Annotated in this window: 13 protein-coding genes; 3 read left to right on the forward strand and 10 right to left on the reverse strand. The window is 59.2% G+C overall.

All coding sequences use genetic code 11. The annotated features are described in order from the left end of the window. Nucleotides 1-9 precede the first annotated feature (9 nt). Together ACUNV4_RS23250 and ACUNV4_RS23255 are read right to left on the reverse strand one after the other, a co-directional pair. The gene (locus ACUNV4_RS23250; protein ID WP_430881025.1) at nucleotides 10-1,113 is read right to left on the reverse strand and encodes an ABC transporter ATP-binding protein; all 1,104 of its coding nucleotides are present in this window, start codon (nucleotides 1,111-1,113) and stop codon (nucleotides 10-12) included. Between the two features lie 90 nt (nucleotides 1,114-1,203). Beyond that, complete coding sequence (locus tag ACUNV4_RS23255; protein WP_430881026.1) at nucleotides 1,204-2,022, reverse strand: DeoR/GlpR family DNA-binding transcription regulator; 819 nt, start codon at nucleotides 2,020-2,022, stop codon at nucleotides 1,204-1,206. A gap of 178 nt (nucleotides 2,023-2,200) precedes the next feature. On the opposite strand from ACUNV4_RS23255, the gene glpK reads away from it, so the two are divergent. Beyond that, a complete protein-coding gene (gene glpK / locus ACUNV4_RS23260) occupies nucleotides 2,201-3,688 on the forward strand; it encodes a glycerol kinase GlpK (RefSeq protein ID WP_430881027.1) in 1,488 nt (495 codons plus the stop codon). Between the two features lie 37 nt (nucleotides 3,689-3,725). Continuing rightward, the gene (locus tag ACUNV4_RS23265) at nucleotides 3,726-3,962 is read left to right on the forward strand and encodes an Lrp/AsnC ligand binding domain-containing protein (protein ID WP_430881028.1); all 237 of its coding nucleotides are present in this window, start codon (nucleotides 3,726-3,728) and stop codon (nucleotides 3,960-3,962) included. 122 nt (nucleotides 3,963-4,084) lie between these two features. Here the strand turns inward: ACUNV4_RS23265 and ACUNV4_RS23270 are convergent, their stop codons facing one another. The 8 genes from ACUNV4_RS23270 to galE are packed head-to-tail and all read right to left on the reverse strand — an operon-like array spanning nucleotide 4,085 to nucleotide 18,676. Continuing rightward, complete coding sequence (locus tag ACUNV4_RS23270; protein ID WP_430881029.1) at nucleotides 4,085-8,146, reverse strand: tetratricopeptide repeat protein; 4,062 nt, start codon at nucleotides 8,144-8,146, stop codon at nucleotides 4,085-4,087. Continuing rightward, entirely contained in the window at nucleotides 8,121-11,534 is a 3,414-nt protein-coding gene (locus tag ACUNV4_RS23275; protein WP_430881030.1) for a bifunctional glycoside hydrolase 114/ polysaccharide deacetylase family protein, read from the reverse strand. The genes ACUNV4_RS23270 and ACUNV4_RS23275 overlap by 26 nt, the downstream gene beginning before the upstream one ends. Further along, the gene (gene pelG, locus ACUNV4_RS23280; RefSeq protein WP_430881031.1) at nucleotides 11,531-12,934 is read right to left on the reverse strand and encodes an exopolysaccharide Pel transporter PelG; all 1,404 of its coding nucleotides are present in this window, start codon (nucleotides 12,932-12,934) and stop codon (nucleotides 11,531-11,533) included. The genes ACUNV4_RS23275 and pelG overlap by 4 nt, the downstream gene beginning before the upstream one ends. Before the next feature lie 3 nt (nucleotides 12,935-12,937). Then, on the reverse strand, nucleotides 12,938-14,638 hold the full coding sequence (gene pelF, locus ACUNV4_RS23285) for a GT4 family glycosyltransferase PelF (protein ID WP_430881032.1): 1,701 nt from the start codon (nucleotides 14,636-14,638) through the stop codon (nucleotides 12,938-12,940). Next, complete coding sequence (locus ACUNV4_RS23290; RefSeq protein WP_430881033.1) at nucleotides 14,635-15,672, reverse strand: hypothetical protein; 1,038 nt, start codon at nucleotides 15,670-15,672, stop codon at nucleotides 14,635-14,637. The genes pelF and ACUNV4_RS23290 overlap by 4 nt, the downstream gene beginning before the upstream one ends. Beyond that, a complete protein-coding gene (locus ACUNV4_RS23295; RefSeq protein ID WP_430881034.1) occupies nucleotides 15,632-17,026 on the reverse strand; it encodes a PelD GGDEF domain-containing protein in 1,395 nt (464 codons plus the stop codon). The genes ACUNV4_RS23290 and ACUNV4_RS23295 overlap by 41 nt, the downstream gene beginning before the upstream one ends. A 15-nt stretch (nucleotides 17,027-17,041) precedes the next feature. Further along, on the reverse strand, nucleotides 17,042-17,632 hold the full coding sequence (locus tag ACUNV4_RS23300; protein WP_430881035.1) for a hypothetical protein: 591 nt from the start codon (nucleotides 17,630-17,632) through the stop codon (nucleotides 17,042-17,044). A 15-nt stretch (nucleotides 17,633-17,647) separates the two neighbouring features. Next, nucleotides 17,648-18,676 (reverse strand): UDP-glucose 4-epimerase GalE, encoded by a 1,029-nt coding sequence (galE, locus tag ACUNV4_RS23305; protein WP_430881036.1) that lies wholly within the window; start codon nucleotides 18,674-18,676, stop codon nucleotides 17,648-17,650. A 122-nt stretch (nucleotides 18,677-18,798) separates the two neighbouring features. Between galE and argE the strand changes: the two genes are divergently transcribed. Further along, the gene (gene argE, locus ACUNV4_RS23310) at nucleotides 18,799-19,968 is read left to right on the forward strand and encodes an acetylornithine deacetylase (protein WP_430881037.1); all 1,170 of its coding nucleotides are present in this window, start codon (nucleotides 18,799-18,801) and stop codon (nucleotides 19,966-19,968) included. The last annotated feature ends 95 nt before the right edge of the window (nucleotides 19,969-20,063 follow it).

The following is a 20,063-nucleotide window of genomic DNA, read 5'->3' on the forward strand; positions in this document are numbered from 1 at the left end:
AATTCCGTGCTATGCAGCCTGCGCGTGAGTTGAGGGCGCTCGACGGAGCGCGCCGTCGCTACCGGAAAACAGGTAGTAGCGTGCCGGATCCAGATACACCGTGATAGCATCGCCGTTACTGACTCGATGCACGCCATGGGTCAGCACGACCCAGGGCACCTTGCCGGAGCCGGACTCGACACTGACATGCATATAGGTCTCGGAACCGGTGATCTCGCTGGTTCCGACGACGGCCTCGACCGGCACGGTATGCGTTGCCGTTTGCGTCAGAGAGACATGATGCGGACGAAATGCCAGGGTGTAGCTGCCATCAGCCACCTCCTCGCCTTCCGCAGGCAAGGCACCCAGCGCCTGCGTGCCGAGAAACAGCTGGCTTGCCCGAGCATCGACACCGATGATGTTCATCGGCGGGTCGGAAAACGTCTGCGCGGTCTGCAGATCCACCGGTCGGTTGTAGACATCGATGGTGGGACCGAACTGCGTGACGCGCCCCTCGTGCAAGGTGATTGTCTTGCCGCCGAGCAGCAGCGCTTCGTGTGGTTCGGTGGTGGCATAGACGAACACGGCACCGGTTTCGGCAAACAGGCGTGGCAGCTCGACGCGCAGCTCCTCGCGCAGCTTGTAATCCAGATTGGCCAGTGGTTCATCGAGCAGTACCAGTTCGGCTCCCTTGACCAGCGCCCTTGCCAGCGCCGTACGCTGTTGCTGACCGCCAGAGAGATTGAGAGGCGTACGATCCAGATAGTCGGTCAGCTTGAGCAGTTCGGCCGCTTCGCGCACCTTGCTTTCGATGACGGACTTGCTGGCGCCTTCCAGACGCAGGGGCGAGGCGATGTTCTCGTACACGGTCATGGCCGGGTAATTGATGAACTGCTGATAGACCATTGCCACATTGCGTTGACGCACCGACACGCCGGTAACCGATTTGCCATCGACCAGCACATTGCCCGAGGTTGGCCGGTCGAGCCCTGCCATGAGACGCATCAGACTGGTCTTGCCCGACAGTGTGGGTCCCAGCAGTACATTCAGCGAACCCTTCTCCAGCTGCAGACTGACATTGTCGATATGCAGGCTGGCACCGACTTGCTTGCTGACTCTATCCAGTTCGAGCATGACGTTCCATGAAGGCGAATTGATGGGAAACAATGAGGATCGGTCAACACCCCCGTTCCCCAACGACACTAATACCGAACAAACCGAAAGTCAATCGAAACCGGACCCTGCCGCGCCCTCCTTCCCCTGCCGCGCATCCGTGGTGCCCTGCGCATCGGTTTCGATCACTTGCACATCGAAACTCTCCAGCAGGCTGCGGAAGGCTGCGTCTGGACAGTGATCGGTCACGAAACTGTGGGCCTGCGAGATGTGCCCGATGCGCACCGGTGCGGAGCGCTCGTGTTTGCTGCTGTCAGCCACGAGAATGACGTGCCTGGCATTTGACAGTATCGCCTGCGAGACCTTCACCTCACGGTAATCGTAATCGAGCAAGGCGCCATCGGCGTCTATGGAGGAGGTGCCGATGACGGCAAAGTCCACCTTGAACTGCTTGATGAAATCCACCGCAGACTCGCCGATAACACCACCATCGCTCGAACGAACCTCGCCCGAAGCGATTATCACCTTGTTTTGCGGATAGGGGCGCATCAGTGAGGCCACATTGATGTTGTTGGTGATGACCAACAGGCGCTGGTGCTGCAGCAGCGCCTGGGCTACCGCCTCGGTGGTCGTACCGATATTGACAAACAGCGAGGCATTGTCCGGAATGATGCCGGCTACTGCCTTGCCGATGGCCTGCTTCTGGTCGCTGGCCAGCATGCGGCGGGCCTCGTAGCTCATGTTCTCGACACTGGACGCAAGGCGAGCGCCTCCGTGAGTACGCGTCAACAGGCGCTCGTCACACAGCCGATTGAGGTCCTTGCGAATGGTCTGCGGCGTAACGTCGAAACGGGAAATCAGTTCGTCCACTGTCACTACGCCCACTTTTCGGGCAATATCCAGAATGGATTGGCGGCGATTTTCGGACATCGATGCGGTTTCGTTTCGTGTATGTCACGCTAAAACGAAACAGTAAACGAAACACTGCATGCGAGACAAGTCTTTCGTCCGCCGACCGTTGAACGAGTCCACGACGACGCCTGCCCACCAGGATCGTCAGACGACACCGTCATCAGTACAATGACAGGAATGATTACAGGGAGCCACCATGACCACGCCACTGCTTTTGAGCATCGATCAGGGAACCACCAGCTCACGGGCCATGCTCTTCGAAAAGGATGGCAGCACCTTTGCAATCGCCCAGCGCGAGTTCACTCAGTTCTATCCCGAGTCCGGCTGGGTCGAACATGATCCGGAGGAAATCTGGGCATCCACCCTGGCGGTCTGTCAGGAAGCCCTGGCCAAGGCGGAATCGGCCAACCGTCAGGTGGCGGCCATTGGCATCACCAACCAGCGTGAAACCACGCTCATCTGGGATCGTCAGACCGGCAAGCCCATACACCGCGCCATTGTCTGGCAGGATAGACGAACCGCCGAGCGCTGCCGCGACCTGCAGGCGCGAGGGCATGCCGATACGGTGACCGCCAGGACCGGACTACTGCTGGACCCGTATTTTTCCGGCACCAAGGTGGCCTGGATTCTGGACAATGTGGATGGCGCTCGAGCCAGGGCCGACAAGGGTGAACTGGCATTCGGTACGGTGGACAGTTTTCTGATCTGGCGCCTGACCAATGGTCGCGTACATGCCACCGATTCCACCAATGCCGGGCGCACCCTGCTGTTCGATATCCATGAAAACCGCTGGGATGACGAATTGTGTTCGATTCTGGATGTCCCCATGTCCCTGTTGCCGGAAGTTCACGATTCCGCCGCCGACTTCTGCACGACCGATAAATCCGTGCTGGGCGTCGAGCTTCCCGTAGCCGGCGTCGCCGGTGATCAGCATGCCGCCTCCATCGGCCAGGTCTGCTTCAAACCGGGCATGGTCAAGAGTACCTACGGCACCGGCTGTTTCATGATGCTCAATACCGGCACCGAAGCCATTTCGTCCAGCCACAAGCTGCTCACCACCATCGCCTATCGGCTTGATGGCACCACCACCTACGCGATCGAAGGCTCGATTTTCGTCGCAGGGGCCGCCGTGCAATGGCTGCGTGACGGACTGGGGATCATCCAGTCAGCCGAGGAAACCCAGGCACTGGCCACGAGCCTGGAAGACAATCATGGCGTTTATCTGGTGCCAGCCTTCACCGGCCTTGGCGCGCCCTACTGGGATGCCGAAGCCAGGGGAGCCCTGTACGGCCTGACACGCGATTCCGGTCCCGCTGTCATTACCCGGGCAGCGCTCGAAGCGGTCTGCTATCAGACGATGGATTTGCTTGATGCCATGCGCAAGGATGGCGCTCATATCGATACCGTGCGAGTGGACGGCGGCATGGTCAAGAACGACTGGCTCAGTCAGTATCTGGCCAATGTGCTCGACATCGCCATCGAGCGTCCTCTGCAGACGGAAACCACCGCTCTGGGAGCCGCGTATCTTGCCGGCCTGCAGACGGGCGTCTACGCTTCACTGGACGAACTGAGTGCCAACTGGAAACAGGAGCACGAGTTCTCTCCCGACATGAACAGTGACGTGCGCGAGCGCGTCACCGCCGGCTGGGCTGACGCCATTCGCCGCACACGCAGTCAGCACTGACCCCCTTCCAGTAACGCAACCGACCGGACCCATCGACATGCACGCCTACTTCGTTCGAATCAAATGCCAGCTCGGTGAATCCTACACCGTGGCAAACCGCATAGCGGAGCTCGAGATTGCCTCGGAGATCTACTCCACCGCAGGCTCCTTCGACCTGCTGGTCAAGCTCTATCTGGAAGATGATGTGGATGTCGGGCAGTTCGTCAACACCCATATCCATGCCGTCGACGGAATCAGGGACACTGAAACCCTGGTGACCTTCCGCGCGTTCTGAGAATCGGCGACGAACAGGTCGAGGTACCAGCTGCAGGACAAGCATGTCCCCAAGCTGTGCTGAATGCAGACAGGCTCGCCGCTGCGTCGGCAATGGGCAGATGCCCATGCCGATGCGGGTCGCTACTGAAAATGATAGCGGTAATTGATGCCCAGCGCGGTCGCATCACCTGAGCGACGAATGCCGGGCTGCGTATCATGCGACAGCGAGAAACTCAGCTCATCCCCACCCAGCACGCGTATGCCAGCGCCTGCACCCAACTGAAAACCCACCACCCTGTCCGGCCAGTCATGCCCGAGACTGGCGCTGAGAAAATAACGTGGTGCGCTGACCTGAGGGAAATCGGCGTTGATCCCCCCTCGCGACAGTGACGCACCCAGCGACAGAGTCTGAACTTCCTGCGCCAGGACGGAGTCGATTCGACTGTTACGCGCCAATCGAAGTTCTTCTGGCAGGCGCGCTTCCCTGTCGTGCTCCAGATGGGCGGCACGGACGCTGGTAGACCAGCTGTTGCTGCCGAAATTGCCACGCATCCCCAATTCGACACTACCGCCCAATCCTCGTGCCACCTTGCTCTGCTCTACACGCGTATTGATCTCGGTCGCATCCGCCTGCACACGAACGAACTCGCGACGACCGATATCCGCATCGTAGGCAACGCTGAGACGATGCTGTCGTGCTCCGATGATCAGCTCCGGTGAAAGCTCGACGGCTTCGTTATAGGCCAGTTCGGTCGAGAAGCGACTGCGCTGATCGCGCAACGCGCTGGCAAAGGCAGCGCTGCCATACACCAGATCATCATTTCCGTTGCGCAGCAGCCCGGTGGTCACGCGACCGCCCAGACGCGTATTGCCAAAGAACAACGACAGGGCCACATCGTCCTGTTCTTCATTGCCCGCCACGTCATAACGATCCGAGTCGAGACGGCGTCGTGTCATGTCCAGCGACATGCCAAGGTTCTGCCCTGCAAGGGTATGCCTGAGACGCACACCGGATTCCCTAATGTTCAGGTCTCCCGAGTGGCGACTGTCGATACCGCCCGAGACGAAGCTGGGACGTGAATCGCGCAGGAATACATACTGCTCCTGAGCCACTCGCAGATCATCCAGCGTCACACCCGCCAGCCGTGGTCCGGGACGCATCACCTGCTGCACAATGGCATAGGCTTCACGCTCGTTACCCAGTTGTCGCAGCGCCAGTATGTGGTTGCCGACTGACAGCGGACCACTGGCCTGCACCAGAGCTTGCAGGGCCGCCTCATCTTCATCCTTCAGCGCCAGTGCCACTTCCTGCCACACCGGCGCCTGCAAACGACTGGCATGCAGACGGGACATGATCAGGCGTGCATGCTCGAATTGCTGGGTTGCCATCAGCCAGGAGATGGCCATGTCCTCACGCCACAGCGCATCTTGCTGCGTGCCGGCATCTGCACCGCTCTTCAGCAAATGGTCCACCAGTGATTCATTGGACTCCGCACCGGCATATCGCACGGAAAGACGCGTGTACTGTCGCAACAGCAAGGCCTGTTCATCAGCGGTGCTCTCCACCAGCAAGGGACGCAGTTGCTGCAGCGTGTACTGACGCACCTTGAAGGCGGAAGCGCTTCGACCGGCGTACTCCAGCGCATCGGCATAGGTCAGCAACATGCCATAATCAGCCTCGATCTGATCCAGCAGCCGATCGAACCACTGCAGAGATGCCGAGGCAGCTCCCATTTGCAGGTAGCCCATGGCCATCGCCTGCCACAGTGCCGGAGTCTGTTCGGCCAGTTGTCGATGCTGCTGCAATAGCGCCATCAACCGCATCTCATCCTGTTCGCCGATGGTTGTCCATATCAGGCCCGCAACGGATTCGACATGGGCGGGATCCAGTTTCAGGGCTCGTTCATAGGCCTGGATCGCAGCACTTGCATTCCCCTGCTGCAATCGCTGAGTGGCAATCTGCGCCCAGTAGGCCGGCAGACCCTGCAGTGAATCACTGTCGGGGCTGTCTGGCTCGAACTGCTGCTGTGTTTCCCGATCCCCCAGCTTGACAGCCAGTTGCATGATGGTGAACGCAAAATCGGCACTGCCAGTGGAGTTCCATAGCTGCATTGCCTCGGCAAGTGCTTCCCGGTCCTTGCCGGTTTCCACCAGAAGCTCCAGAGAACGCCGACCGAAGAACGTTCTCTGATCCTCCACCTCCAGCGCTTTCAGTCGAGGACGCACCATCAGGGTCAACCATGGCTTGCGGTATCGCCAGCCGATCTCGGCCATCAGGCGCAGCTGATAGTCACTCGCTGTCGACAGCAATGTCATCCCCCTGAGATGTTCACTGAGATCGGCGGCCTTGTCCTTGTCATCCAGTCGCCAAAGCAGCTCCATGCGGGAGAGTGTGGATTCGGCATCGTGACCGAAAGTGTCGACATACTGATTCCAGGCCGCCAGACTCTCGGCGTAGTTGCTGTGATTCAATTCGTGGGATGCCAGGGTACGCAGCACGAAGGCAGACGGACCATGCGTGGCAATGATTTCCTGCAGCGCCCGGGAGCCCTCATCACCGCGACCTTCCAGATCGTACAGAGCCGCCAACCTGACCACATCGCTGCCTTCCGGCACTGTCAATCTCGTGATATCCCGAAGTGCCTGTGCGGCAAGACCAGGTTGCAGGGTGATATCGGCCAGCCTGACGACTTCTCGCAGTGCCTTGATCCGGACATCCACGCCAGACTGCTCGACGTCCTCGGCAAGTGCAGCCCCCATGGCGGGCGTATCGGTATCCGATGACGCCGTCATACCGACTTGCCGTCGCACCGTCATCGGCACATCCGCGCGCGCAGCTTGCTGTGCCAACCAAAGCCAGTGGCTCAGCGCCTCGACGGGCTGCCCATTCCATTCCGTGATACGAGCAAGCATCTCTCGCTCCTTCACTGAATCAGGCTGCTGCTCGACAACCCGGTTTGCCCAGCGCAGGGCCATTGGCAGATTGCCGGCAGCCAGAGCCAGTTCCCGTTGCAGGAGCACGGTGTCTTCGTCGTCCGGCTCGAATGACAATACCTGCGTATTCCAGGCCAGGGCCTGCGAGAACTCACCCAGCTGCCTGGCCAGCACGACCCCCTGCTTCAGCGTGCCCGGATCCTCTGGATGCTTGCGGATGCGTGCCTGTATGCTTGCATAGGCCTTGCGGGTCTGGCCTGCGGCCAGCAACAGAGCCTCCACCTCCTCCGCCAGTTTTCGTCGTTCATCCGGACCAGGACTGCCGGGCCCGGTCGACCTGGCCAGAGAGTCCAGAAAAACTGCCGCCTCAGCCGGGCGACCGGCTGCCTGCGCCCAGCGTGCAGCCAGTGGCAGCCAGGTATCGGCCTGAGCGGGCCTTGTCAGTGCCAGCCTTGCATGAATACGATAAGCCATATCCGGTCGACCGATCTGCAGCAGAGTATCGGCGAAGGGTTCGAGCAAGGCTGACGGAATCTGCCGATTACTCATCAACTCCTGCACGAGAGCATCCTGTCGGGCGCTGCCTGTTTCGAGGATCGGCAGCATGAACAGACCCGCTTCAAAACGTTGCGCATCGGTATCCGCCAGCTGGCGCGCATTCGACAGACAGTCACGCGCCGCTACCCGCTCATTGATAGCTCCCAGATAGCGGCCGCACTCGAGATATCGAGCAAGAGCAAGCTCACCGCCTTCTGCCGATGCAGCCCAGAGAGCATGCAGCCTGGCATTCAGAGCCGGTTGGCTCAGCCTCTTGCCCAGGGTCCTGGCCCGCTCCAGAAGTTTGTCGGAGTGCAATCGCGGTGAGTCGGCGAAAGTCTGCAGGGCAGCATACAGATCACTGGGCGAATTGGCCGCGGCGTGCTCCAGGTCCAGTTCGAAGCGCAGGGGCTCACCGATTTCCAGCTGAGGGTATTCGTTCAACAAAAGGCGGGCATCCGCATGTCGGTCGGAACTCGCCAGACTCTGCACAGCGCTGATCAGACTGGCGTCATCGGCCTTGCCGCTGCTGCGTTGTGCGCGCAGATAGGCCAGGCTCAACTCGTCGACGACAGCATCGGATTTTCCATGGATACCGTCACCATCGAGAGCGTTCAGACCCGGAACCGCATCGGGCTTGAGCACCAGAAAGGCGACCGCGAACAGACCTGCCAGCAATGCCAGGCTCAGCGGATTGATCAGACTCTCACGCCGGGCAGTTGAGGGTTGCATTGCCTGTATCTCTGCTGGAAAAGGAAAAGGACACTGTCTTGTCCTCGGTCAGTCGTCCCTGAACGGAACTCTTGCCGGCACGCAAGGAACAGGCAGAGCTGATGCCACCACCGAGCTCGATCGTCACCGGCACTTCCGCGGTAACCCGCAGGGTCAACTGGCCGCCACTCGCATCCCAGTGGTTTACCCGTCCATTGCTGGACACCAGATGTACGCCTTTCGGACTATCCTCGCGCAGACGAAACAGAACCTCGTCGGCACCATCGGTGTGCATGTACATGCCATCATGCAGCTGCCTTACCCCGACCAGACCACGACTGTTTGCCAACTCCGGCCACAGCGTCTCATCCAGCAATCGTATGGAACGAATCTGCCCCAGCCCGCTCAGTTTCCACTGTCCGTCAAGATAACGGGCGACCCCCGCTTTTCTGAAAGCCGGTACCTTGACCGAGTAATCGCTGACATGAATCGGATTGATGTCCTGACTCAGCGACCAGTCGTAGGCCTCCTTCAACGCTTTCATCGCGGAGATCTTGGTACCGGAGTAGAAGTGGTAATACACGTTCATGGGCTTGATGCGCCGGGGCGATTCGGTCATCTCGAAGGTCTCGATGACATTCCGAAAACCGTCAAAGGGGCCCAACCAATCATTGGTATACATGTTCTCGTTCATCACCGGCGCATACACCTGCAGGTAGTCACCAACCGGCCTGGCCATCGGACTGATCAGGGTCTGGGTCGGCGTGGCGCGGGTGATGTAGGTCAGGCCGCCGTTGAGGTTGGGAATGCCCAGACGATCCAGTACAGCCAGGTCATCGCTTCGGGGCAAGGCGTCGCCACTCCACAACATGACCTTCAAACGCTTGTCCTCGGGTGCCAGCTCCCGGTTGATGAAGTCGATGGAGCCGGCGAGGTCACGTTCCGGATCATAGATGTAGCCATCGATCGCGAGATTGTATCTTCCGGGAAAACGGTACTCTCCCAGCTGCGCCCACTTGAATGGATGGCTGTAGGTGTGTGATGCGATCTCGACATTGTCAAGACGAAAAGTCTTGCGCATGATGTCGTACATACGATCCCGCCGGTCATCATAGGCTGGGAATTCCGTCATTTCCGCCTCGACAATCGAGACCGTGTGGGGCGCATCGTAATGCGTCAGTACCTCGTCGTAGATCACCTCCGCACCCAACTTGCCACCGGGCATTTCGGCCCAGGATGGCAGGGCATCACCATCGATGTGCGCCAGCCACAGCCGCTTGCCGTTTTCCGACGTCACATCCGGCATGGGTGCGTCCAGCAACTGCAAGGCACGACGCAGAAAGGCGAAAGGCTCCACAATCCAGTAGGTTTCGTAGTCCAGGCCATCATCCACCAGTCCGGGCTGCCAGGCAAAACCACCGAAATCGCCGGTCACCACCACATCAGCGCGTCGCTGCCGGTCATCGACCAGTCGCATGTGAACGGTATTGCCGGCGCCTGCACTCTGCGCCACATGGCTCACCGAATCGACTCGCCGGCTCATGGAGCGTTCAGGATCGATGAGTTCGTCGGCATACTCCAGCCGGGCCGTATCGATATCCAGTACGCCAGGCAAGCTCAGGCCCAGCGAGCGGCTCATCTGCTCGTCCAGTTCCACGGGTGGCATACCCAGGAAGGCCACCGGCACTGTGTCATCCAGCTGCTTCTGAAACCAGGTCCTGACAGCCGGGTCGGAAAAGCGTCGATTGGTCCAGGTGACGATTCCTGCATACCGCCCTTTCAGCTCACCAGCAGGCAAGGGCTCACGAGCCACGTCCAGATACTCGGGCACGTATCCCATGTACTCCACGGGCATGGCCACGAACTTGTGTACCGGGCTCTCCGACAGCGGACCGTGGCGACTGTCATGCAACATCAGCACCTTGCGGGGTATCACTTCCAGCGCTCCGACTCCGACAAGGTCCAGCTCCGGGTTGGCAACCCAGGGAATGAAACCATGCGCCGCGATGCGTGCCGCCACTCGCCGGGCTTCGTCCCGTCTGGAGACCGGGACATAATCAATGGCGATGACGTCCAGTTGCAGCGTATCCCTGGCGTGGTTCAATCGGGCAAGCAACCATTCTCGATCGCCCGCGGGCACCTCGACATGCTGCTGCTCCGCGTTGTTCCAGCCTGCGTACAACGATTCCGCCGCCACGGCCTCGATCAGCGGCGCGATGGCATCAAGCACCTCGAAGCCCCGATTGGTCATGATACGCAAGTCCGGATACCGCTCCGCAAAGCCCTTGATCAGACTGATCAGCCCCGCCTGCTGCTGATCTCGCTGCGCCTCGGTGTCGGCAATCAGATTGAAGCTGTCCATGGTGTCGAGAAACAGCCCCCCATAACCGGCGGCCCGCAAGTGGCCTGCGCGTTCGAGCAGAAAACCACGCAGGTCCGGATTGGACAGATCCAGCACATCACTGTCCCAGGCGGGGTTCTTGCCCAGTATCCAGCGTGGATCCAGTTCGCTGGCATAGGCTCTGGTCGGTCCCACTTCACCCACGCTCAGATAGGCGAAGACCACGGCCCCACGCTCTTTCAGCGCTTGCAACTCGTCCGGCTGGATGTTGTCGGGTTCCAGCACCAGTCTGTCGAACTGCGACAACTCATCGATCGGTGGTCGAGGGGCGTAATGGAATGCGGTGCTGCGCCCTGCCAGAGCTTTGTCAGGCTGCACCTCGATATACTCGGTGGTAGCAGAGGCTGTACGCAAGCCCGTCACCGGCATCAGCGTTGTGAGTTCAACGCCGTTCACCCGGTTACCGGCGCCCAGCGCTGGCACTCCGCCCGCCAGAGTGTCATCAGTATCCGCAACGATTCCGACCGGTCTCACTGGCGGCGGAGCCTGCTCGATCAGCGGCATGCGCTCCAGCAATGTACCGATGATCCTGTCGGCTACCGAACTGAGGCTTTCACCGCGACGCCCCTTGTCCGCAGCCGAGCCACTCCAGACCATTTCATCAGCCTGCCGGTCACGCACATTCAGGGTCAGGGCAACGTCGGCTCTGGCGCTGGCACCACCGGTGTAGTGCCATCGACTGACGACACCGTCCACACGGTAGTAGGCTCGCCCCGGATCAGACACCTGAGCGCTGACACCCTGCATGCGCAGCCGGGTTTCCAGCAAGGCCTGCACCGAGTCCCCGGCCGTGTCCGCATCACTGAGATTCTGCAGCGGACCGATGCTCCAGTTGGTCTGCATGAACAGCCGCGTGGCAGTCCGAACACCGTTCCCGGATTCTGCAGAACCCATGGATGACAGGCTCTGGCACCCTGCGGCAAGGCCGCCGGCCAGCAACACTGCCAACAGAGTACGGAATCGCCAGCGTCGGCCCCAAGGCCACGCCCCAGCTGTCTCGATATTCATGCCGCCACCTCCTGGGCTGGTCGGGACCGCATGAAGGTCTTGAATTCGATATTGTCCATTTCCCGCGAAAGCAGAATGATGCCAAGGAAGGCGGTCAGTGTCATTGACAGACCAAAGCCATAACCGTAGTACTGGGGCCCGAGCTGCAGTGTCAACCAGGTCAGGGACGCATTGCTCAGCAGCATCGTCGACGTCAGCAGCAAGGCGTCCCGCAGCTTGTCCAGATAAAACAGGACGTTGAGCACGGCAAGCATCAGAACCTGCGCCCCGACCCCCACCAGATTGATGTAATACAAGTGTACGTACTGCTCCGATATCCCCAGCCAGCCGATGATGGTCGGCCCCAGCAGATACAGGATCAATATGGTCGCTCCCTGTACGCGAACGATCTGGAACAGGCCTTCACGCACGGCGGACACCATGTGATTCCCCAGAAGCTCGATCTCCTGAAGTGTTGCATTGCCTCTGACTGCCTCGAAGAAGCCATCATAGGCCTCGGCAAAATCCGTTTCGATTCGCAACAGGAACACGGCCATGCCCGGAATGATGCTCAGGTAGGCAAGAAAGATGGGCAGATCATAGATCAGCGACGTGCGCAGTGGGCCGATCATGGCCTCCGAGGTTCCCGGATTCAGCCAGAAGAGAATCTTGTCGATCCAGATGCCCAGGTTGTAGAAGAAACCGATGGCGATCAGGCTGGGAAAGATGAGCCGGCGCTGCAGAAAATCGAAGCGTACTGTCAGCGTGACAGGATATTCGGGCAGAACAACCCCCACCATCAGGAACAGCAACAGGGCGTGCCCGATCAACAGCCCTGCGAGCAGGCCCGACAGACCGAACGGCAGCAACAGGATGGACAACACGATGGTTGCTCCATAACCCAGCGCGAAGGCGTACAGGATCAGCTTGAATCGTTTGAGTCCGGCCACGAAAATGACCACGATCCAGATATTGCCGAGCGTCACGAAGTTGGCCAGCATCAGGAACTCGTAGGCAAATGACTGACTGAAGAGCGTCAACGCCAGTATCAGCCCGATTGCAGCGCTGACCGCCGTGGTCAATGCCATCGCGCCGAACAGGTTGGCATTGACAATGGTGTCCTGCATTTCATACAGACGATCGGCAACAAACCGGGTGAAGACCAGTTGCAGCAATCCCGTGAGTACCAGCGACGCCCCCATGAGCCAGGTGACCGAGGTGGTGAACTGCCGGACACCGGAACCGTCGGCTTCCCCCACTACCGGTTGCGTCAGCGCCACGATACCGATGAGCATGACCCCCACGATGGACAATACCCAGGGGCCGGCGCTGATCAATCCGGCAAACCCGTAGGCTTTCAGCGTGCCGGTAAACGAATCATCGTTCAGGTACTTGCGTAATTCGAAGCCTATGCCTGCCATGATTCAGGCTGCCCTTGAACGAAGAGGGACAACGCAATCCGTTTCCGTCTTCATCATCTGTGTTTCATACACGCGTTGATACCGTGCGATCATGTCCACTTCGTCGTAGTAGGCTTCCACTCTGGCAATGGCTGCTCGACTGGCATGGCGCCACGCTTCCCGGTCCGACAGCAGCTCGATGGCCGCATCGGCAAACGCAGCAGGATCCGATATCGGCACCACAGCTCCGGCACTGCCCAACTGTCTGTCTTCCTCATCCACGCCGTAGATGAGCTCACTGCAACTGCCAACGTCTGTGGTGACAGCCGGTATACCGGCCGCAAAGCCTTCCAGCACCACCAGGGGCTGTCCCTCCGACACGGAAGTCAGCACCGACAAGCCAACCTGCGGGAATATCTCATCCGGTTTGCCGAAGCCCTGGAACCTGACCACATGAGACAGACCCAGACTCTCGACCAGCATCCTGCACTCCCGCGTGTAATCCTCATCCTCGTCCTCGGGCCCGAACAACCAGCCCTCGGCATCGGGCATGCGTGCGCGAATGATGCGCATGGCACGAATGAAATTCTTGATGTCCTTGATGGGAACCACACGACCGATCAGTGCCAGCACGGGTGGTATCGCCGCATCCTCAGCGCGCCGCACGGCCGAGAATTTCTGCACCGCCACGCCATTGGGAATGATGCTGAGTCGCGTATCATCGGCACCGTCGAGCAGTTGTCGCCGGCGGTTACCGTCATACAGGGTGAAGACCTCATCGGCTGCGCCGTAGGACATGCGACCCAATGAGGCGAAGAAGCGTATCCACACACTGCGCAGGTAGTTCAGATTATCGTTCAGACCCACCTTGAACGGATCAAGCTCCTGCGGAATCCATTCCACCTGAGCCAGATCCAGTTCACGTTCCTTGGTATAGATACCATGCTCGGATATGATGAAGGGCTTGCCTGTCTGACTCTTCAGCATGGCGCCGAGAAATCCGGCATAGCCGGTGGATACCGAATGATAGACAGCCGCTGGCGGTGCCTTGGCCACGATTCTGCTCAAGGTGAACAAGGGCCCATGCATACTTCTGATTGTCCAGAAGAAATGGTTGAAATCCAGCCCCGGCGGCGCATCATTGTACTTTTCCCGGATGGTCTCCCAGGCAGCCCGATCCTGATGCAGGTCCTGCTCGGTGATGGCATCGGGACCGAGTAGCAGTTGCGTGAATTTCCTGACAACCTCTGCCCCCAGTGTCCTCACTCCGCGTTCCGGCATCTGCAACACAGCGGATTTCCCGGCAGTGGTTTCGTCTGCTGTCATCTCATCTGTTGGCTGACGACCTGCCCAGGCATCGCGCAAACGCGTGTGAAGAAGGCTGTTCTCGCTGAATTGACGCTTCCTGAGGCGCGATGCCCGTGACTGTCCGAGCCAGCGACGCAGCTTGCCCGAGATACCGGTCGCAGACGTATCGTCAACGGCGCGTCCCAGCAGAAAGTGAGTTTCCAGATGCACCACATTATCCGGCAGCTCATAGGCCGGTTCTCCCAGAGAGCCCTCCTCCGCTCCCAGATAGATGATGGAAAAGCGCAAGTGCGGCATACCTTCTATCATCTGTCGAACCCAGGTGGACACACCTCCTCGCACATACGGGAACGTGCCTTCCAGCAGCAGACAGATATCCGCCCTGGCGTCCGGATCGAAACGAGGAGAGTCGTTCATGACCAGTACTCCGAAACATGCGACAGAGGGGGATAGGCTCTGATCGCGGGATCGAGCTGCTGCAAGAGGCTTCTCACCTGCTTGAAATCATGTCGCATGAAAGCCGCTTCCGCCAGATATGGCATGACCTTGTCAGCCGGCATCCCCAGCGCCCGTGCTTTCTGAAAGGCCACGTTCGCGCGACGCATGTCCCCCTGCAGCAACGACACTCTACCCAACAGGAAATGCGCGTTTCGATTGATCGGCATGGCAACTATGGCCTGAATGGCAGCATCGGCGGCCTTGCTCAGCAACTGTTTGCGGGCTACCGGCTCGTCCTTTTCCAGGGTCAGCAATTCCCAGTAGTTGCTGGCGATCTGCAGCCAGGTATTCGACATCTGCCGACTGTTCCCATCAGCCACCTGTCTCTCCAGTTGCTGAATCTGCCGGTTCAGTTCAGTGACCTTGCGATCGAGCATGTTGTAGGCAGTCAGGCGTATGCGCTCATCCGTGTGCCGCATCGCCGTCTTGAAGGTGGAAACCGATAGCGATGCGGGAATGTTGGCGGCCGACAGTACCTTGCGATAGAGGTCATCGTTGTCCGAGGAATACATCAGATGCTCCTCGAAGCCGCGACTGTCGATTCGCGTGACCTGACGACCCTGTGGTGTAGTGAAGGGCAGTTCGGCACGGCGTGTGACTATCCAGTGGTCCGGTACCCGTTTGCGAAGTCGCGACTGTTTCGCCCCGAATGCCAGGGCAGCAAACCCTGCCATCGGGCCTGCCACAGGCATCAGCACATTGAAGCCGAACAGCAAGGCAAGGAAACCACCCGCCTGTCGGCCGACCCGCATCAGTCTCGCGGCACACACCGTGGCGACCAGACTACTCAAGACATGCAGACAGATCCATGATGGCACCGTGCTGCCCCACCAGGCGTGCCCGGCCAGCAGATCGCCCAGTAACAGAGTCTGCGCAAGCGCCGCAATCAGCAGAAGACCTGCGACCAGAGAATCAGGCAACATCGGAACGCGAACCAGCGACATCGGAACCATCAGTACTGCCATGCAGTTCGGCCAGCAAGGCAGCCTTGCCGGTATGCTTGCTCAGAAACGCCAGACACAGAGCGCGAGAATCGCCGCTGCGCAGACTCTTCAATTGCATGCCTTCAACGCAGGCCTTCAACGGATGCCCGAATTCTTCCGTCACGACCTTGTTGATGCGCTGCAGGAATGCCTGACCTTGCGATTCGCTCATCAATGGCAACAACAGACACAGCACCGGGGCATCGTCATCAGCGGCAAGGAGCCAGGAGGCATCCAGACTGCGAATGGCAGTGCTCACATACCGCGCAACCTGGCCGGATGATGCTTCCCCATTGAAACGCAAGGAGAGCAATACCGATTCGGTACTGTGGGAATGCGCGAATCGCAAAGCGGTATCCAGTTCCGTCATGAACCAGGCCGCACGAGACTCGGCTGCCCCTTTCGAACGGGTCAGCATGTCTCCCATGTAATTTCCCAGCAAGGCCAGAATATTCAGATTCTGCTGCTGGAAGGCCATGAAATGCATGTCCTTGATCGCCAGTACACCGTGCATTCGCCCGTTGGTATCAACCAGTGGAACCACGGCCAACAGACTGTTCTCATGGTGTTTCTCATCCAGGGATTCGAGCTTGATGCTCACCAGCTCACGCTCCCTGATCGCGGTTCTCAGAATGGGGTCGAACAAGGGCAGCTCGAACATGTCGCCATGGGTCGCCACCGGCTGCGGATCGACACGGGTGTCGCTGGACATGGCATACAGTCCCGCCACCTGGATCGAGCAGAACTGCGAGAAGACAGCCATGAGCTCGCTACCGGCCTGCAAGCCATCACCACTGGCTGACAACACGGGCTTCAAGCGCTGCAAGGCCTCACGCAGGCTCAGGCGTTGCCCAGCCATGTGCTCCTCAAGCTGTCCATGGGAGACTTTCAGAACGTGATAATCGCTACTGAATTCCTTCAGACGATGGCGCAGGTACTGATTTTCCGCCTCCGACTGCTGCGAGCGCGTGCGCCATGATGACGCCGCATCCCCCACGATCAGAGACATGATCACGGCCCCCAGAGCCAGCACGGCGTTCTGCCCACCGGCATCGGCGGGGGCAAACAGCGGCAAGTGTATGACAAGCCCCGTCAGTACCGCGCACAGAACTCCCCAGAGACTCCCGTAGCGCGCGGCAAACACCAGCGCCCCGGCAACAGCCCAGGGGAAGCCCGCCTGCAAGCCGGTCGGATCATCGGCAAATACCAACAGCCCTGCCAGAGGCAATACACAGGCAAAGAACAACAACTCGACGACTCGCGTGCCGATCCTGCCCGACGGAATACGCAGATGCCTTGACACCACGGCTAAGAATGGCTTCATGAGTGTCCTACCTGATCAGCGACTTGTATTGTCGAAACGAATCGATTCGAGCAATTGCGCAATCACGGCATCACCCAGCGCCGGCAGATTGGAAAACCCCCAACCCGTTCTAGCTGCACTGCCCTGCCACAATACATCGCCTGTATGGATATCGAGCAGCTTCAGATTGATTCCGACCACTGGCTCCCTGTCAGCTCCCGAGCGATAGTTCCACTCGTTGATGGTGCCGCTCAGACCATAGCGATAACCCGACTGTCTCGCCCATTGCAAGGCTTGCTGCTGCTGGCTGTCCGGATCGAGCAACTGGCGCAGGCTGACGGCCTTCACTGGCGCATACGATGCAAGCTCGTCAACCCCGCGAGTACGCAGCCGGGTCTCCAGAAGACTGCGTGCCTGTCTGTCCGCCTGTGGATTCTCGGAGAGATTGGCAATCGGCAACAGTGCCCAGCTCTGAGAGGCGTCGGCAGTCACCGTGGGCGTACTGGTCAGAGTGGCACATCCGGTCAGTGTGACCCAGACGAATACCAGGCTGGTCAGCAACAGACGCCGGATGCGAACCCCTGCGACAATGATGCATGGTGAATGACAACCGAGTGTCGTTTGCATGGCAGGCTCTCCGACTCAGAAGTTGACAGCTTTGTCTGCGGCCCGGAGACTCAGGGTGTCTTCCCAGTCCAGTGATGTCTGCACGATCACATCCAGATCATCGTATTTCGGTGTCCAGTCCAGAGTCCTGTGGATCTTGTCGACGGCGGCAATCAGTGCGGGTGGGTCGCCGGCTCTGCGGGGACGCTCCTCGACCGTCAAGGCTGAACCATGCAGCCGGGACGTCGCCTCGATGACTTCCCTGACGCTGAAGCCCTTGCCATAGCCGCAATTCACCAGAGTCGAACTGCCGCCCTTGCGCAGATGATCCAGTGCTGCCAGATGCGCGCTGGCCAGGTCCGTCACATGGATGTAGTCGCGGATACCGGTACCGTCCGGCGTCTGATAATCGGTGCCGAATACCATCAGTTTCTCGCGCTTGCCAACGGCGACTTCCGCTGCCACCTTGATCAGCAAGGTGGCTTCGCGTGTCGACTGCCCGATGAGTCCGTCCGGGTCGGAACCTGCCACATTGAAATAGCGCAGAATCACGTGCCGCAGATCGATGGCCCGGCTCAGATCCTTGATCATGTGTTCGGACATGAGCTTGGACATGCCATAGGGATTGATCGGCGCTGTCGGCAGATCCTCCGAACATGGCCTGGTGTCATCCTCGGGAATACCGTAGGTGGCCGCCGTCGAGGAAAAGATGACCTTGTCGACACCGGCTTCCTGGCAGCACTGCAGCAGATTGAGGGTATTGCCAGTATTGTTGCGATAGTACTTGAGTGGGTTCTCGACGCTCTCCGGCACAATCGTATGGGCTGCAAAGTGCATCACGGTATCAATCTGATGATCCTTCAGCAAACGACTGACCAGATCTCGATCACCCGTATCGCCGCGTATCAGAGTCCCGTAGAGTACCGCTTCCTCGTTTCCGGTGGAAAGATTGTCCAGAACGACGACATTCTCGCCGCGCTCACCAAGCAGTTTCACGACATGACTACCGATATAACCTGCCCCTCCCGTGACGAGAATGCTTTTTCTGCTGGCGGAATTGATCATGGGACGGAAGCTCTCGCGGCATCTGGTTCGAATACCCCTATATGTCGTCCAGTGGGAGAGTGCCTTGAGATCGACTAGGCTATTCTGTCTCCACGCACAACCGGATATGGATGGAAATTGCTGTGAGCACACGAGATCTGCTGAAAAGGCTGATCGGCTTTGATACGGTCAGTCGCAACCCGAACCGAGAGCTGATGGACTTTGTTCGCACCTGGCTCGCCGAGCAGGGTATCGAGTCACTGCTTATCCCCGATGAAAGTGGCGGCAAGGCCAATCTCTACGCCACGGTTCCGGGCGTCGCCACCGATGGCGGAATCATGCTCAGTGGACATACCGATGTCGTCCCGATAGACGGACAGGACTGGACGTTACCGGCATTCGAGCTGACGGAGCGAGATGGCCGCTACTACGGTCGAGGAACCGCCGACATGAAAGGATTTGTCGCCTGCGCGATGACAGCCATGGCCAAGGCCAGGGCCAGCGAGAACCCCCTGCAGGTGCCTCTGCACCTTGCCCTGTCCTACGACGAGGAAATCGGCTGCGTCGGTGTTCGCTCACTGGTGGAGCATCTGTCCAATCAGTCGATACGACCTCGACTATGCCTGGTCGGTGAACCCACCGAACTGAGCGTTGCCATTCGTCACAAGGGCAAGCGCGGCGTACGCGCCACCTTTATCGGACGCGAAGGTCATTCCGCACTCGCACCGCACAACCTCAACGCCATCCACCTGGCTTGCGACTTCATAGCTCACCTGCGGGAGGTGCAGGAACAACTGGCAGCGCCCTACGGCGGGCAGGAACAGGACAAGGTCCCCTACACCACGGTACATGCCGGACTCATCAATGGCGGTACTGCCCTGAACATTGTTCCCAACCGGTGCACGGTGGCCTTTGAGATACGCAATGTGGCAGAAGATGATCCGGATGAGCTGCTGCACAGGATACAGACACACGCCCGCGAACTCGTTGCTCGTGAACAGGCCAGAATTCCGGAAGCAGCCGTGTCATTCGAGCTGTTCAACGAGTACCCCGGCCTGGCAACACCCGAGGATTCCTGGGCGGTGGAATTCGTGAAATCGCTAACCGGCGCCAACGATTGCAGCGAAGTGGCGTTCGGTACCGAAGCCGGCATGTTCAGTTCACGACTCGATATTCCAAGCGTGGTCTGTGGCCCCGGATCAATGGACCAGGGTCACAAACCGGACGAGTTCATCAGTATCGAGCAGATGAGACTGTGTGAAGCGATGCTGGATCGTCTGCTCGCTCGCCTGTGCAACCCGGGTGGGCTCTAGGCCATGACCGGCATCCGGAATCATCATGCAGAAATGGACATCATGGGAGTCACGACTGTAACCTGATACATCATAGGGTCGAGCCGGATTTGCCG

Source organism: Granulosicoccus sp. 3-233, assembly GCF_052681095.1.

Excerpts from the sequence above, each read along its gene's own strand:
- pelF (WP_430881032.1), bottom strand. The coding sequence starts at position 14,638 with ATGAACGACTCTCCTCGTTTCGATCCGGACGCCAGGGCGGATATCTGT.
- ACUNV4_RS23295 (WP_430881034.1), bottom strand. The coding sequence starts at position 17,026 with ATGAAGCCATTCTTAGCCGTGGTGTCAAGGCATCTGCGTATTCCGTCG.
- ACUNV4_RS23250 (WP_430881025.1), bottom strand. The coding sequence starts at position 1,113 with ATGCTCGAACTGGATAGAGTCAGCAAGCAAGTCGGTGCCAGCCTGCAT.
- glpK (WP_430881027.1), top strand. The coding sequence starts at position 2,201 with ATGACCACGCCACTGCTTTTGAGCATCGATCAGGGAACCACCAGCTCA.
- pelG (WP_430881031.1), bottom strand. The coding sequence starts at position 12,934 with ATGGCAGGCATAGGCTTCGAATTACGCAAGTACCTGAACGATGATTCG.
- ACUNV4_RS23290 (WP_430881033.1), bottom strand. The coding sequence starts at position 15,672 with ATGGTTCCGATGTCGCTGGTTCGCGTTCCGATGTTGCCTGATTCTCTG.
- ACUNV4_RS23270 (WP_430881029.1), bottom strand. The coding sequence starts at position 8,146 with ATGCAACCCTCAACTGCCCGGCGTGAGAGTCTGATCAATCCGCTGAGC.
- ACUNV4_RS23275 (WP_430881030.1), bottom strand. The coding sequence starts at position 11,534 with ATGAATATCGAGACAGCTGGGGCGTGGCCTTGGGGCCGACGCTGGCGA.
- ACUNV4_RS23265 (WP_430881028.1), top strand. The coding sequence starts at position 3,726 with ATGCACGCCTACTTCGTTCGAATCAAATGCCAGCTCGGTGAATCCTAC.
- galE (WP_430881036.1), bottom strand. The coding sequence starts at position 18,676 with ATGATCAATTCCGCCAGCAGAAAAAGCATTCTCGTCACGGGAGGGGCA.
- ACUNV4_RS23300 (WP_430881035.1), bottom strand. The coding sequence starts at position 17,632 with ATGCAAACGACACTCGGTTGTCATTCACCATGCATCATTGTCGCAGGG.
- ACUNV4_RS23255 (WP_430881026.1), bottom strand. The coding sequence starts at position 2,022 with ATGTCCGAAAATCGCCGCCAATCCATTCTGGATATTGCCCGAAAAGTG.